This window comes from Sulfolobus sp. E5-1-F (assembly GCF_009601705.1).
Lineage (GTDB): Archaea > Thermoproteota > Thermoprotei_A > Sulfolobales > Sulfolobaceae > Saccharolobus.
The window spans coordinates 1,612,570-1,626,318 of record NZ_CP045687.1 but is presented as its reverse complement, the minus strand read 5'-3'; the positions used below and the strand labels follow the sequence as shown (position 1 = coordinate 1,626,318).

The following is a 13,749-nucleotide window of genomic DNA, read 5'->3' as shown; positions in this document are numbered from 1 at the left end:
TAGTGAGAGATATATACATAATTTTTACTTATCACTACGTAACCTTCTTCCCCACACTTCGGGCAAACAACTTTCTTCTTCTCTGCTTTCTTCGGCTTTAACAGCCTTAGGGTTTCTCTAAATCGTTTTTCCATGTGCTATATAGCTTCAATAATTGTAATGCTTCTCTGTAGTTTATCATTTTGTAATGATAAAGAAGAGCAATTATTGAAGAAACGCTGTACTTATATTTAGCATTATTTTTGTAGAGTTTCTTCAAATCGTACGTTATCTGCATTATCATGTAGTTCGGGATCTTGATGTTCAACACATTCTCAAATCTTTTCACATTATCTTCTACAAATACATAAACAGGATCTACAATTATTTCATGATCCTTTAACATTGAGGAAATTGATAAAACAAATTGAATTTAAGGAAACAGATAATTGTGATATCATTATTTCCCCTGGATCGCATGTAATACTCTAAAAAATAAGAATGTACTTATTAGCCTGGAATACACAAAAAGAATTAATGCATTATAGGATTGAAATTGAAGATAAGAAGCTAGCAAGAAAATTTCTTCTACGCGAAGATATTGAGAAAGTAATCTTGATAACTTCTAATCCTAAATTCGTTGCGGGAATAAAGAAACTGAACGTGAGAATTATAAAGGAGGAAGAAATCTAACTGAGTATTTTAGGTTTTTCTTTTAGTCTTATGAAATGAGTGCAATTTATACTGCTTTAGGATACGCAGAATGGATAGCATTAGTAGCGATAGGAATAGAAATAATCATAGCTACATGGAAAATCAGTGCCGAACATAATCTTCACGAAGGATTTAGAAAATTAATAATGGCAACTGCTGGAGGTGCATTAATTCTTACAATAGTAAATTATTTAGTTCCACAAGTAAATAGTGTAATTCCATCATCTGTGTTGAACTTACCTGGAGCAAATTACATAATAGATTTAGCAATAGTAGCATTTGGTATAGGAGCGATCTATGGCGGTTATTTAGTTGCTAAGGGGGATCTAGAACATGGATTTGAAATGATCGGATTAGTTGCGGTCATGTTTATATTAATGTCATCAGCATCTTCTTTATTTTCTTCATCTTCTTTACCTACAAATGTTCAGCTAAATCAATTAACAGCAAGCGCAGCAGCCCACGGAATTTCGCTTAATTTCATTGCTGATATAATAAATTTCGCTACTATATTGCCTAACACTGGAGCAATGCAGAGTTTAGCGGGTCTAGTAGATCAGTATGCTGGAGCAATAGCGGTAATAGGAGTAATAATCTTAGCAATCTGGCGGTTTCTGTTTGATATGGAAACAGAACTAATGCGTTACCTAGTTACAATAGTTAAGGACATAGTAGTTGCTTCTATACTAATTGCAGGAGCCCTTTCTATATGGTCTGGATTTGCTGAAATAATAAACGGTATAATAGCAACAATTCTGAATAGTTCTAGCGTACAGACATTCTTAAATGCAGTTATAGGTGTTCTGATTGGATGGATCGCAGGAGGGATAGCTTCAGGATATTTTGTGCCATTTCTTGCTGATTTTTCGGCAACACTACTAGAAATGAGTATAATTGCTTTCGACTTGGCACTGGCAAGATATTTAATAATATCTGCTACAATTGCTCTAGCACCTATCTTGGCTGCATTATGGTTATGGCCTCCGTTAAGGAGGGTTGTGGAATTCATAGCGTATTTCGTATTAGGAATGGCAGTAGGAGGAATAATTGCGGCAGGAGCAATATACATTCTGGCAGATTCTGGATTACTGACAGGATTAGCCGCAGCTTTTGCACCATTGACGATGGGGATATTACCATGGACTACTGGAATAGCTTTCGGAGGGATAGGGGCAGGTACTGGAGGAGGAGGGATAATAAGCAGAAGTTTTAGAGGAGGCGGATCCCAAATACAGGGTGGGGGATCATCTGGAACTACACAGCTACAGGGAAATAGACCAAACCAGGTACCCAGTAATGTACCACTAAACAGGCCAACTCCAATTACAACACCACAGCCAGCAACACTAAATAATCCCGCCCCAGCGCAGACTACAGCAGTAGCAATAGCCCCCGCGCTGCAATCTTCACCATTATCAGGGATTAGGAACGCTATAATCCCACCCACGGTGCAAAGGGTGATGAACAGGCCAACAGTGCAAACACAGGCACCAATAGGGAGGGTACGTCAGGCATTACCATCTGGTTTCAGAGCGCAACAAATTACGAACCCCAACAGAACAATCAATCCGCTACCAGGAAATCAAAATCTCAGAATAGGAAACACAGTTTACGGAACTGGAATGAGACTGACTCCTAGAAATTCAAAAATAGGTACTGTGGTATCACGTGGAACAATAGGAGGAAATAGTATTTCTGGAGGAAAATCATCCGCAACAGCAAATGTAATGGCACAAGAAACGAAATTCCATGCTTTCCTTGACGCGCTGAAACAGAATACAGCACTATTTGTTAGACATTTCGATATGTCCCTTCAAAGAAGACTAGGAATAGGTTCTTCAATGCTTAGAGCAAACAACTACCAACCAGATATCAAATTAGAAAGAAAAACTATAGGAATTCAACAAAATCAAAATCCATAAAAAGTAAAAAGTTTTTTCTTTCTTTTTCACATTTCTATTCTAATTAAACCATAAACTGCTAGAAGTGATATTGCATCATAAACATAAAACGCCCAAGCAAACATTCTATCTTCATTAGAAAGATCTACACCAGCCTGTTGTTGTAATGCTAAAGCAGTACCCATGACTTCTTCAGGTTTGATTCCAGGATTATGTAAAATAGTATCAACGATGCTTACTGTTATAGGATCTTGCGGCATTCTGTATGTTATTCCGTTCTGCGTCGACTGTAGTATTATATCATATGTCCCATCATCGTATTGCTTATATCTAATTGCTTTAAATGATGGATATAATCGCCAGATTTTCCTATTCATGATTAGTGGACTTTCGCCAGGTGTTCTTCCCATCAATAAAGTTCCATCTGGTAGTCTAACCTCTTCTGGGTAGTTATAATCTGCTGGGTCTGGGAAATCTACTATTTGCTCCATAATTCTATTTTGAATTCCGAAAAATATAAAGATTACGACGCTTTTACTCCCCAGTTTTTTAAAAAATCTGAATTTTTACGTAGTACAGCTGAGAAAGAACTGGAAAAACTGGGGAGTTTCTAAGAGAAAAATTGAAGGGACTTTGCTATTCACTTTTTACAATTTCTGCTTTAAATATACGAAACCGCGGTTGTGTATTTTTTCATTTTGTATATCAGATATAGAAAGCAGTGAGCTAGGGTTTAGCTGAAATGTTAAAGGGTGTTAATGATCCTAAAGAAGCATTAGCTAGAGTTAGAGAATATAAAACGTTAGAAAAGTTCCCTGGCTATCTTTAGCCTTGTATATCCGTTAATTAACTCATAGTTTTGGTTAACAATAAGCGGTACCTTTATTCCGTTCTTTGATATGTCCTCCTTAATCTTATCATACATGTTATTTTCAGGGACGAAGTTCTTAAACTCCTCAACTTCCTTAATGAGATCTGTAGAAATTATCTTATACTCCTTCAGCTTACTCAATTAATATCACCCTAAGTTTTCTTAAAAGTTCATATCCCTTTTCAGTTAGATAATACAGCTTTTCCTTTCCAGCATCTCTTCTAGATACTATTCCGTCTATTTCCAGGTTTTTTAATGCGTTGTATATTTTATGATAATTAAGCCCAGTCTCTTTTTCTAATTGTCTTATGCCTTTAGGTTCGTTCAGTCTTTTCAATATTTCTAAATAATATATAGGGTATTCAAACTCGTTTAGAGTGGGCATCTTGTTTCATGTTTTTAAAAGTTAAACATAGCTATAAATGTTTCGGTTTTTTAATTTCAAAACAGAAAGCTCAGATTAATAATAACGTTTCTCCTTTTGAAATTCGAAATGCGACAGAGAGAGTTCCTTAACCCAGAACAGAAAATACTAATAGCTTTATCGGATTCCCAGGGTATGAGTGTTAGGGAGATAATAGAGAGGACTAAATTGGGTTCAAAGACCGTAGTCGATGCGGTAAATTACTTAGTAGAAATAGGATTAGCCAAAGAAGAACAACAACAAGAATTTCCGCGTAAGAAGATAATCAGATTAACAGATAAGGGTAAGGAAATCTCCGAATATTTAAAGAAAATCTATGATATTCTTAATAGTTAAAAATTAACCGCCCTTATGATTAATCTTCATTGATTTGGATAAGGTAGAAAGATAATACCATGCTCTATGTTCCAGGGATACGTTGGTATATATTGGGGATTAATCTGTTCTGATATTCCAGAACCTAACATGTCTATATATTTAAATAGATTGCCGAGATTAGAGTATATTTGCAATAACTTATCTTCCATGTTATCGTTTACTTTTTCAATCCTTAAACCCAGTTGCTGAGCTTTTTGATAATCTATTACCATCCCATGTGAAGAATACCTTTCTATGAGGTTATTCACAATATTATCTATTTCCGAAGGATTTTCGAACATTCTGAGAGCGAGGAGCTCCTTAGCCAATTGCTTTATATAACTTATTAACGATTCGTACTCACCTATACCTACAAATCTTCCAACTATACTATCTACGATACTATTCACAACTTGCTGCAACCCTGGTACATTGCCAAAATTAATCTCTCCTCCTTTTTCCCTTAAAAGGTCTAGTAGGGTTCCAATCATATACTTCATAGAATCCCTTACAGTCTTTGCTGAGATCCACTGCCCTTCAAAATATATCTGTGGATCTATAGGACCTAATTCCGCTATTTCGGTCATTATAATCCTATTGCCACCTAAAGCCATAAGAGTTGCAGCACTTTTAGCAAACCTTGGGGTACAATAAACTACGGAATTAGCTATAGAGTTACCTATCCTATCTATAATTCTGGCTATTTGATATGCGGCATCTGGATCTCCACCACTAGAATGTAATATTACATGAAATTCCTCTACTTTTTTATTCCCTATGAATTTCATTTTATTCTTCAAAAAAGTATAGATAACCTCTACATCTTGCCTAGAAATTGAGGCAGGAGAGAAACTACCCGTATGGTAGGCAAGAATTATTGTAAATACTTTATTATCACCAAAACTTTTTTCATAGTCTGAAATTGATTTCTCAATCTCATTTAATAATTTTTGAAGAATGTCCTCCATTTTTCTTCACAATATATTAAATCTTTTCTGAAATTCCTTAACTTTCTCCTTTATCTCACTCAGCTCAGTCATTTCTGGATACCTTGCATAAATAAGGGCTAGAAGGTATTCTAAAGGCATACTAATATACTTATTTGCCTTCCTTTCTACTTCTTTATCCTTTTCGGCCTGCGTTTGAAGCTCGTAGAAATTCGATGAATCCTTCTCGTACTTCTTAACTATTCCTTCATTTACTAATTTATCTAATTCTTCGGCTAATTCAGAGCTCCATGGGCCGTACTTATAAGGTACGAATTTAAAATATTCCTTTCCCAATTCCTTTTGGACTAAGAAAACTAATTTTTGTATTTTAGTTTTAGACAATACAATTTGTTTTTCCCTAGCCAATTCTAAAATTGTAAGGATAATTGCTCTTTTTCCCGTGATGTATTTGTTCTCATTTCCTTCAACGACGATTAAAATATCGTATTGACTTCTTTTATAGCCCTTCTTTTTCATTATCTCCTCAACCTCCTCCCACGAATTACCCTCAGCCACAATATTCCTATTCTCATCTATTGCCAAATACTTTCTTACGAGCTTAATGTTCTCCGACATACTCTCAAATTAAATATTTACTTCTAAAGCTATAACTTTGCCTACCTATACCGTGTTTTATTGTTTCATGTTTTTAAATTAGAAACATTTATATACTTGTTTTGTGTTTAAAAATATGAAACAAACATGATTTCCACACAAATCCCCAAAAATCCGATCAAAAGGTTAGATGTTTTTTACAATTTTGGTGAAGGAATAATCGTAAGTGCAGATATAGAAAGTAAGTCCAGACCAAATTTAACCCACTATACGAGGTTAGTAATAGATCCTCTAACTCTGAAGACTGTTAAAGCTTCCTGTGATTGCGAAGGATACACATTTAGAAGACACTGCTGGCACATCGAAACTCTAAAGCAGTTATTAAATGATGCTAAGGTTAAGGAGGAAGTAGAGAAGACAAGAAACGAACTAATGAAGATAGAAGAGGACATAGCGAGCTGGGGATGAAGAATGCAGGCACAGAGACAAGTTAATGGTAATGAACTACTAGAAATCATCACAGCAATCTATCACATTAATGAGGCTATGAAGGTTGCAATGAGCTACGATGATGAGGCATACGAATACCTAACGAAAGCCAAAGAATCCCTAATAGATTACTTAATATCCCAGGTGAGAGGAAATGACTGAGGTATTAAGCACTCAAAAGAATATCGACTACTTAACAAAGTTATTGACGATGAGGTTATTGCTCAGATCTCTGACGTGAAGGATAAGGTTAGGAAAGTTATTGAGAGGATGATAAGTTGAGGTGGTTTTAATGGCGTTATCATTCAAAGGTATTAGGAAAATTTCGGGTCCTCATATTTAAGTATTTTCCTTGATTCAGGTGATGATATCTATCAATGTACTGGGTATGATATATAAAGCGTACAATGAAATTTTACAGTATATAACCACATTTCTAGCAAAATACTTAGGACTAACGCAAATGCAAGCAGAAGAATTGAGTCCCATCATTCTTATATTTCTGGCAGTTCTTTTGACGTATTTGACGTCTCATATGTTTACTGCTTTTAGAAAATATGTTTCGGCTGTAATAGTATTATTTGCAGTAGTAATTTTAGTTGCGGTGGTGATGAAATGAGGTGGTATGAGCTTTATCCCAGGGTAGATATTGATTATTCTAAAGTTAGTCTGATAAATCTTCTAGGAAGAACATTCGGAGTGCTATATTATCAAGGTGAGAAATATCTGCATTTTTACGTTAATACGATAACTGCTAAACAATCCTTAGCGCAATATTTCGGAATAAATGAAGCGAAAAAACTCCCCAGTTTCCAATATTACGTTGAATTTTTGCTGAAGAAAGAAAGAGATTTTCCATATCCCTTAGAGGTTCATGATTTACACAGCTTCTTGAACGACTTCGAAAAAGGTGATGGGCTTTTAGTGTGGGCTGTGTTGGACAATCGTCTAAGGGGTCTACATACAAAACACATGAACAGATTGTTGGCAATAAAAAAATCAAGACAAAAGTACAATGTACCATCAGAAGATATCGATGCTGAAGCTCAGATTATACGCAACAAAATGAGGGAAGATCTGTTTTATCTGAGGGTTGCAATTTTAGGATCCGATAGAAGCAGGGTTTTATTGCTTGCTGATGAGTTTAAACAGTATGTTAATTTCCCAGTAAGGACTGACGGAAATGCTATTCTAGGAAATTACTTGCTAGATTTCTATTTCTTGAGGAAGAGAAGAGAGAAAGCAATATATAATATATTGTATATACCGCCTAAGCTTCCTACGTTTCCATCTCTATACCAAACCCTGTGGTTAAACATGAACAGATCTTCGCTACCGACACTAGTTATAGTACCTAATCCTTCTGTAGTAAAAATTGAATTTTCTAGATCTGCTCAGTTGCCGTTAACTACAGTTGAAAGACATGACATAATGATCGGTCACCTGGAAGATGGTACGCCTTTCAGACTTGATTTAGAAGATTTCTATCGGCATCTTTATATCGTAGGAGCTACTGGGTCTGGTAAGTCAACAACAATTACGAAGCTTGTTGTAGAAATGAAAAAACTGACTAACAAGAAGAAAGCTCAAGTTGTTATAGACCCAAACCATGACTTGGCTAGAGATCTTTCAATTTATGCTGATTATTATTTTGACGCTTCTATACCAAACTTCGCAATTAATCCTCTGCAATTGCCGAACGTTTTCGAGAACAGAAAAGATAACATTTCGCTAGGTGTATCAATTGCTACTGCTATTCTCGAAAAAATGTTAGGCCTAGTAGAGACTGCAGTGAACGTAAAGTACATATTCCAAGTTCTTCTTACGAAGCTTTACGAAAAAACTGACAACCCCATACTTTCAGACATTTACGAACTGGTTTTAGCGTTGCGTAATGAAGAACTTGACTTAGACATAAACGACGAGGTGTTTGAAAAAGAGGTAGAAGCACTTCAGCAGATGCCCGCCCAATCGTTCATATCTTTGCTGAGCAGACTTAAGCCATTTGTAGAGAATGAAATATTGAAGAAGGTAACTGGACCTTCTACTATCAATTGGGACGAAATATTGAAAGACAACGTATTAGTGTTGTTTGATACAGGGAAAAACAAGCTAGGCGAGATTCCTAGTTATTTAGTTCAGGCTTCTATAATAACATCATTATTTTACCACGTTTTACAGAGGAGCATCAAGACTTCTGATAGAATGCCAATCCTGACTTATATAGATGAATTCCAGAATGTCGCTCATCTGCCTTATATAAGTGAAATCCTAGCTGAGGCACGAAAGTACGGAATGCATCTTATAATGGCGAATCAGAACCTGGCGCAATTAGAAGAGGCAGGAGTTTTGGAGCATGTACTATCAAATACTAACGTGAAATTCATTATGGCACAAAGCAGCCCCAGGGGGCAGGAATTAGCAATAAAATTAGATAGAGCATTTAGCGAAGAACTTAGCGAAGTAGTCCCCAACTTATCGGTTGGTGAGGCAGTAGTATTTATGAGAGCAAGGCCGGGCGAAAAGACTGCGCCAGTGAAAGTTCTGATAGACAGGGTAGATAAGGTTGGCTCTGAAGGTAACGCTAAGCAGTTAGCCCAAAAAACTGCTGAGAAATTTACACCTAAAATTGAGAAGAAAGATTCGAAGACAATGCTGAACCCTGTGCTAAGATATTGCGAAGTGCCGAAGCCTTTGGAACAATATATCCTATATTATATATGGAAATCACCTGAACATATGACGTTCCAGGCTGATTTATTAAAAGATTTGGGAATTGACAGAGAAAAACTGAGGGAAATTATCGCGAGATTGCAACAAGATCAGTATATAACAACTGAAAAAATTGGAAACAAACTAAAACTGCAATACAATCGCGGGCTGTTCAGATTGAAAGGAATTGTAGATAACGAAGAAGGTAGAAAGATTGCTATGAGAGTGATGACTAAATATCTAGAAAAAGGCTACACGGTTGTAAGAGGCAAGCAGGAGGGCGATATAAGACCAGACCTGGTAGCGTTTCTAGTTGATAAAAGCACATTCAGACCCCACTATAACGAAGCGATTGCTATAGAAATTGAATCGCCTAACGAAATAGAAGTTCATCCTGAGCAAGTCAGAAGAAATATGCAGAAGTATATCCCAATTATGAACTTATTTAAAGAGATTCACATTTGGACTAGCGAAGATAAATTTGCAAAACTGAAAGAGATCTATGATAGCTTCATGCAGGATCAAAGTATTCCGCAAGATTATAAGAATAAAGTAAAGATATTTTCTGTAAGAATGAAAGGGAAGGAAAAGAAGAAGATAGAAACTGGGGAGTTTACGGCGAAAAAACAGAACAAAAAACTAGAAAATCCTGCAAAAACTGGGGAGTTTACTGGAAATGAACAAGAGAGAGAGCAAAGTGAAAATATTATTACTAATAATAACGATGGAAACGAAAAGGGACCAGCTGAGATTAAAACTGTTAATGAAAGACTGGAACTAACTCCCCAGTTTACAGAGGGACCAGACAAAAGTAAGGAAAGTACAAAAGGCCCAGAGTTAACTCCCCAGTTAACAAGGATAACGCTGAAGGATTTGATCATAGATATAATTGGCAGAGAGGATAGCAAATACTTAGTACAAATAAACGATAATAAATACTACATTGATAGCGAATATATAGAAATGCTGCAGAGATTTTCAAGGGGGCAGGACATGATAAAAAACGTATACGTTAAGGAGCTTAACTTAAGAATAGACATGGGCGGCGCAGATTATGTTATTCCCCTGGCCCCTGCATAATTCTGTCCTTCAGCTGTTCCAGTTTTTCTGGCAATAAATAGTATCTTCTTCTTCCGTCACCCAGGATTCTTGCCCTTTTTATTATTCCCTTTCGTGCCATCTTCCATAAGATTATCCTCAGATAACCGACATCTTGTGTTTTCTTAAAATATTCTTTAGCAGTTTCGCATTCTAAAATAAGTCTAGTTATAAGATCTTTCTCATTTATAATATCAACACTTTTAAGAATAAGAATTATACAATTTTCTACTTTAGCTTTAAATGTTTTAGCTTTATCTGGAAGTATTAATACTATTTCTTTTTCATTTTCCTTAGCTTTCTTTTTCTTTTCTTTCTTTTTTTCTATTTCTTGTTTATTATCAGAATTTTGATTTGCTTGATTTAAATTACTTTCACTCATGCTCTCTTATATAATATATTTAAAAGTTTAAATACCTCACAAAATGCTACAGATAGTTGCAATTATATACTATAAACTATTCAATGCGGTTGAACTTTTACTTATTATAACTGAATGCTACGAATATGTTACTCAATGTTACTGGATGCTCCGCGCTTCATCTATATTCCCCCTCTCTTTTATTTTTCTCTTACTCTCTATCAAAAATTTCTAACTTCAATTTCGGGCTATTCGCCCGGCCCCTAAAACTCTCTTTTCTCTTTCTAACTTTGTTTCTCTGCTTCTTTTCTAACTCACTTCTAACTTTACTCTATCTTTACTAACAAATCTCTCTTTTGCTCTCTCTTTTTGCTTTGCAAATCTCTACTCTTCTGTCTCTGTTTTTGCTTTTGCTTTACAAATCATCTTCTCTTCAACTACTTCATTTTCTTTTTATCTGTCTCTGTTTTGTTTTTGCTGCCAATCGCTTTACAAATCTTCTGTCTAACTAACTCTGCTTTTTTACAACTCTTTCTAATCCGACTAACTCTTCAAAACTACTTTCTCTTTGCTTCTGCTTCTTCCTCTCTTTTCTCTTTACTTCTAACGCACTAACCAAAACTATCCTACTTTCTCTTAACTCTCAAATTCTCTTTTTTAAGAATCTACATAGGTTTTTCTAAAACAAATCTGCTTTCTGCAGCTTTACTTACTCTATTTTTTCTTGACTAATCTATCTCTTCTTCTGCTTTCTGACTATACTTACCTAAATTCTTACTTCTAAACTAACTCCCTAACCTGAACCTAATTATTTCTAAACAGCTCTGTATCCTACAAACATCACTAACTGCTATTCTTCAAAGTTTCTAAGCTGCTATTCTATCTAATCTCTTAACAGAGGACCTCTAACAGCTTGACTCTCTAACTCTTCTAATCTCTAATCATATGTATAAGGGGCTTCGCCCCTTAACCCCTCCCTACTTCCTAAAAGGACCTACCTACTATGGACCTACAGGGCCTACTAACTAATCGGATCCCTTGGACCTACTTCTAATCTGGACCTACTGACTGTCTGACCTGGGGGGCCCGGTGAAATTGGGGCGGGCGAAGGAGCGTTGCGATAAAAAGTAAATAAATTCAAAGTAGAAAATTAGACAAAAAATGAAAGAAATAATAGATTGAAAATTGCGAAAATAGTAAGAAAAAGTGAAAAAGTAAGTTTCATAAAGTATGCAAAAAAGTGAAGTGCGCATATAGAAAAGGACCGCGTAAAGTTTGAATTTTTTTTCTAGAGAAACTGGGGAGTTTACTATTATTAACTACTACTAAAGTGAAAGGCCCAGTGAATTTTGGAATGAAAAAGTAGGCCCAGGGTAGTTTCCTCAGTGTAAGGCCTCTCATCTTCTAAAATTTTTCTAAAAGTGAAATAAAAAATTCAATTAGCTTAAACAATTGCTATATGTTAGCTTATGTAAAAATACGTAAAATTGAAAGTAAAAAGTGAAGTGAGTTTTGTAGTAAATGTGTTTGGAATGTTTTCGGTAGTAGTTATATATATTATATCTCTTTTTAGAGAAGATTGAATTTTATTTTAATAAACTGAGGAGTTTATTCAAAGAGTTAATTACACTTTTAGACAAAAATTTACAAATTAAACTGGGGAGTTAACGCTTGTTAGAATTTATTTTACAAAATTGAGAAAAAAGGTTGATAGTGTTAACTAATTGTTATTCTCTCATGCAAGAAGTGTTTTAGTTACGGCCACTTTCTTAGGCCTATCAGCGTCAGGCCATAACGCTATCAGCCCTGCTTGATATAGAGACAGTATCGCAGAAACAACATCACTAGGATCCAACCCTTTTACCCTGGCAATTGTCTGCACTACAGGTTCTACTTTCCCTTCATACCACTTCTTTCCAGTCTCCTTATAATAATTAATAAGGAACTCAAGTACTACCTTCTCCTCATCAGTCAGTTCTCTTCCCATAGTCTTTCTCATTACCCTCTCAGCCTTCTTTAGGACCTTTTCAGTTTTCGTTGATATCTTTAGTCCTCTCTTTACCGCCTCTACTACCCTGTCCTTAAGTCTGTAAATATTCTTTCTGATCCCTATCTTCCTTATTTCGATCAGAGAGGTCCAGCGTTTTAGCCTGGGGTAGACCTCGCGTGAATCATCTATTCCTATATATGCAGCTATTTCTGCAGCAGTGTGGGGCCTGAGATCCGCAAGTAGTTCAAATGTAGCTAGCGTCTTTTCAGATCTAAAAAGCGGTGTTATTGTCTCCATAGTCTCACCCTGAGCCAGACTAATGCGTATATCTCGTCGTTTGTCAGTTTCCTTTTCAGTATCTTTTCTAACTCCGAAATAGCGTCGGATAGATTAGCTCTTTCCGCATATTCCTTAAACTGATAGTACTTATCGGTAAGTCTGTATATCCTTAAATTGGCTGTTCCTTCAGCTTCAACAAATCCCCATTTTACTAATCTCCTAACACACGGATATACTTCTTTGGACTGTATATTGAGAACTGAGGCTATTTCACCTGCAGACTTAGGACCTGATTCTAGTAACTTCATGATTTTTGCAGGAGTGTTTTTCCTCATCTCAGTAAACCCCCCAGTTAACGAATTCATAAAGAGTAGTTTGCCTTTGGGATCCCTGAGATTTTGTATAGTTTAGTAGTTCCCTGAGCTTTCTCACCACATAATCTAAGTTCTTTATCTGTTCGAACTTCCCTAGAAGCATCGTAGTTATGTCTAGGCCATCAAAGTTCCATCGTATTGCTTCTCTTAATTCTCTTTTGGTTGATACGCCGAGGTACCACCTCTTAGCGTTAAGCCTTTTAGCAAATTCAATAAAATCAGTAATCTCATAGTCTCTGTATTTCTCGTTTGATGCAAAGCCCAACCAGACTTTTGTAAAATTGCTTAACTGTTTGTAAATCCTTACTACTCCTTCATTTAATGAATGGACCGGAATAATGTATTCCACATTCTTCGGGACCGTAAGCGTGTAGTAGATGTAGTCGGGATATATTGCGATTTTAATAATAGTTCTCAGATTCCAAAGCTTCTTCACATAATTTTTGAAATCACCCTGGATTAGTTCTCTCTTAGAGTCGAAAAACTCAGGATATACTAAGATATTAGGAAAATCTCTTCTTATTCTCTCTCCATAGACCGTATGTCCCATGGCTATTAGCATGTTAACCCCCCAGTTTACTCTCTTTTGAGAGAAATTCCAGTTGTAAGATGATGAAGAAGATGATGAGTAACAGCGTAATGCTTATAAGAATTGC

At 35.9% G+C, this 13,749-nt stretch carries 16 protein-coding genes and 1 pseudogene; 7 read left to right on the top strand and 10 right to left on the bottom strand.

Annotated elements, in window-relative coordinates:
* Window positions 1–106 precede the first annotated feature (106 nt).
* The gene (locus GFS03_RS13590) at window positions 107–385 is read right to left on the bottom strand and encodes a hypothetical protein (RefSeq protein ID WP_238699088.1); all 279 of its coding nucleotides are present in this window, start codon (window positions 383–385) and stop codon (window positions 107–109) included.
* Between the two features lie 131 nt (window positions 386–516).
* Here GFS03_RS13590 and GFS03_RS13345 point away from each other — a divergent pair, with 131 nt between their 5' ends.
* Complete coding sequence (locus tag GFS03_RS13345) at window positions 517–672, top strand: hypothetical protein (protein ID WP_167738486.1); 156 nt, start codon at window positions 517–519, stop codon at window positions 670–672.
* Between the two features lie 35 nt (window positions 673–707).
* Window positions 708–2,615, top strand: coding sequence for a hypothetical protein (locus GFS03_RS08260; protein ID WP_153423371.1), 1,908 nt, complete (start codon window positions 708–710; stop codon window positions 2,613–2,615).
* Window positions 2,616–2,641: 26 nt separating this feature from the next.
* Here GFS03_RS08260 and GFS03_RS08255 read toward each other — a convergent pair whose 3' ends face one another.
* The 3 genes and pseudogenes from GFS03_RS08255 to GFS03_RS08245 form a co-directional block, all read right to left on the bottom strand.
* Window positions 2,642–3,085: a hypothetical protein gene (locus GFS03_RS08255; protein WP_153423369.1), complete on the bottom strand. Its 444-nt coding sequence runs from the start codon at window positions 3,083–3,085 to the stop codon at window positions 2,642–2,644.
* 317 nt (window positions 3,086–3,402) lie between these two features.
* A pseudogene (locus GFS03_RS08250) lies at window positions 3,403–3,606 on the bottom strand (chromosome partitioning protein ParB); the annotation flags it as partial.
* Window positions 3,599–3,850, bottom strand: coding sequence for a winged helix-turn-helix domain-containing protein (locus GFS03_RS08245; protein WP_153423368.1), 252 nt, complete (start codon window positions 3,848–3,850; stop codon window positions 3,599–3,601). The gene GFS03_RS08245 and the pseudogene GFS03_RS08250, both read right to left, overlap by 8 nt.
* A 108-nt stretch (window positions 3,851–3,958) precedes the next feature.
* Here GFS03_RS08245 and GFS03_RS08240 point away from each other — a divergent pair, with 108 nt between their 5' ends.
* Window positions 3,959–4,225: a MarR family winged helix-turn-helix transcriptional regulator gene (locus tag GFS03_RS08240; RefSeq protein ID WP_153423367.1), complete on the top strand. Its 267-nt coding sequence runs from the start codon at window positions 3,959–3,961 to the stop codon at window positions 4,223–4,225.
* A gap of 26 nt (window positions 4,226–4,251) precedes the next feature.
* Here the strand turns inward: GFS03_RS08240 and GFS03_RS08235 are convergent, their stop codons facing one another.
* Both GFS03_RS08235 and GFS03_RS08230 read right to left on the bottom strand, forming a co-directional pair.
* Window positions 4,252–5,214, bottom strand: coding sequence for an SDH family Clp fold serine proteinase (locus tag GFS03_RS08235; RefSeq protein WP_153423365.1), 963 nt, complete (start codon window positions 5,212–5,214; stop codon window positions 4,252–4,254).
* A gap of 6 nt (window positions 5,215–5,220) precedes the next feature.
* A complete protein-coding gene (locus GFS03_RS08230) occupies window positions 5,221–5,811 on the bottom strand; it encodes a hypothetical protein (protein ID WP_153423363.1) in 591 nt (196 codons plus the stop codon).
* Between the two features lie 126 nt (window positions 5,812–5,937).
* Between GFS03_RS08230 and GFS03_RS08225 the strand changes: the two genes are divergently transcribed.
* From GFS03_RS08225 to GFS03_RS08210, 4 genes are all read left to right on the top strand, one after another.
* Window positions 5,938–6,258 carry a hypothetical protein gene (locus GFS03_RS08225; RefSeq protein ID WP_153423361.1) on the top strand — a complete coding sequence of 107 codons (321 nt, stop codon included), beginning with the start codon at window positions 5,938–5,940 and terminating at the stop codon, window positions 6,256–6,258.
* 3 nt (window positions 6,259–6,261) lie between these two features.
* Window positions 6,262–6,441 (top strand): hypothetical protein, encoded by a 180-nt coding sequence (locus tag GFS03_RS08220; RefSeq protein ID WP_153423359.1) that lies wholly within the window; start codon window positions 6,262–6,264, stop codon window positions 6,439–6,441.
* A gap of 226 nt (window positions 6,442–6,667) precedes the next feature.
* Complete coding sequence (locus GFS03_RS08215) at window positions 6,668–6,898, top strand: hypothetical protein (RefSeq protein WP_238699087.1); 231 nt, start codon at window positions 6,668–6,670, stop codon at window positions 6,896–6,898.
* Window positions 6,895–10,071 (top strand): ATP-binding protein, encoded by a 3,177-nt coding sequence (locus tag GFS03_RS08210; RefSeq protein WP_153423355.1) that lies wholly within the window; start codon window positions 6,895–6,897, stop codon window positions 10,069–10,071. Before GFS03_RS08215 ends, GFS03_RS08210 begins: the two co-directional genes overlap by 4 nt.
* Here GFS03_RS08210 and GFS03_RS08205 read toward each other — a convergent pair.
* The 4 genes from GFS03_RS08205 to GFS03_RS08190 form a co-directional block, all read right to left on the bottom strand.
* On the bottom strand, window positions 10,049–10,471 hold the full coding sequence (locus tag GFS03_RS08205; RefSeq protein WP_153423354.1) for a hypothetical protein: 423 nt from the start codon (window positions 10,469–10,471) through the stop codon (window positions 10,049–10,051). The two genes, GFS03_RS08210 and GFS03_RS08205, sit on opposite strands and share 23 nt — an antisense overlap.
* A gap of 1,714 nt (window positions 10,472–12,185) precedes the next feature.
* A complete protein-coding gene (locus GFS03_RS08200; RefSeq protein ID WP_153423352.1) occupies window positions 12,186–12,737 on the bottom strand; it encodes a hypothetical protein in 552 nt (183 codons plus the stop codon).
* Window positions 12,725–13,054, bottom strand: a complete 330-nt coding sequence (locus GFS03_RS08195) for a winged helix-turn-helix domain-containing protein (protein WP_162000408.1) — start codon at window positions 13,052–13,054, stop codon at window positions 12,725–12,727. Before GFS03_RS08195 ends, GFS03_RS08200 begins: the two co-directional genes overlap by 13 nt.
* Window position 13,055: 1 nt before the next feature.
* Window positions 13,056–13,655 (bottom strand): hypothetical protein, encoded by a 600-nt coding sequence (locus tag GFS03_RS08190; protein WP_153423348.1) that lies wholly within the window; start codon window positions 13,653–13,655, stop codon window positions 13,056–13,058.
* Window positions 13,656–13,749: the final 94 nt, after the last annotated feature.

Bases quoted from the DNA above. Each gene is read 5' to 3' on its own strand.
- GFS03_RS13590 (WP_238699088.1), bottom strand. From the start codon at position 385: ATGTTAAAGGATCATGAAATAATTGTAGATCCTGTTTATGTATTTGTA.
- GFS03_RS13345 (WP_167738486.1), top strand. From the start codon at position 517: ATGCATTATAGGATTGAAATTGAAGATAAGAAGCTAGCAAGAAAATTT.
- GFS03_RS08260 (WP_153423371.1), top strand. From the start codon at position 708: ATGAGTGCAATTTATACTGCTTTAGGATACGCAGAATGGATAGCATTA.
- GFS03_RS08255 (WP_153423369.1), bottom strand. From the start codon at position 3,085: ATGGAGCAAATAGTAGATTTCCCAGACCCAGCAGATTATAACTACCCA.
- GFS03_RS08245 (WP_153423368.1), bottom strand. From the start codon at position 3,850: ATGCCCACTCTAAACGAGTTTGAATACCCTATATATTATTTAGAAATA.
- GFS03_RS08240 (WP_153423367.1), top strand. From the start codon at position 3,959: ATGCGACAGAGAGAGTTCCTTAACCCAGAACAGAAAATACTAATAGCT.
- GFS03_RS08235 (WP_153423365.1), bottom strand. From the start codon at position 5,214: ATGGAGGACATTCTTCAAAAATTATTAAATGAGATTGAGAAATCAATT.
- GFS03_RS08230 (WP_153423363.1), bottom strand. From the start codon at position 5,811: ATGTCGGAGAACATTAAGCTCGTAAGAAAGTATTTGGCAATAGATGAG.
- GFS03_RS08225 (WP_153423361.1), top strand. From the start codon at position 5,938: ATGATTTCCACACAAATCCCCAAAAATCCGATCAAAAGGTTAGATGTT.
- GFS03_RS08220 (WP_153423359.1), top strand. From the start codon at position 6,262: ATGCAGGCACAGAGACAAGTTAATGGTAATGAACTACTAGAAATCATC.
- GFS03_RS08215 (WP_238699087.1), top strand. From the start codon at position 6,668: ATGATATATAAAGCGTACAATGAAATTTTACAGTATATAACCACATTT.
- GFS03_RS08210 (WP_153423355.1), top strand. From the start codon at position 6,895: ATGAGGTGGTATGAGCTTTATCCCAGGGTAGATATTGATTATTCTAAA.
- GFS03_RS08205 (WP_153423354.1), bottom strand. From the start codon at position 10,471: ATGAGTGAAAGTAATTTAAATCAAGCAAATCAAAATTCTGATAATAAA.
- GFS03_RS08200 (WP_153423352.1), bottom strand. From the start codon at position 12,737: ATGGAGACAATAACACCGCTTTTTAGATCTGAAAAGACGCTAGCTACA.
- GFS03_RS08195 (WP_162000408.1), bottom strand. From the start codon at position 13,054: ATGAGGAAAAACACTCCTGCAAAAATCATGAAGTTACTAGAATCAGGT.
- GFS03_RS08190 (WP_153423348.1), bottom strand. From the start codon at position 13,655: ATGCTAATAGCCATGGGACATACGGTCTATGGAGAGAGAATAAGAAGA.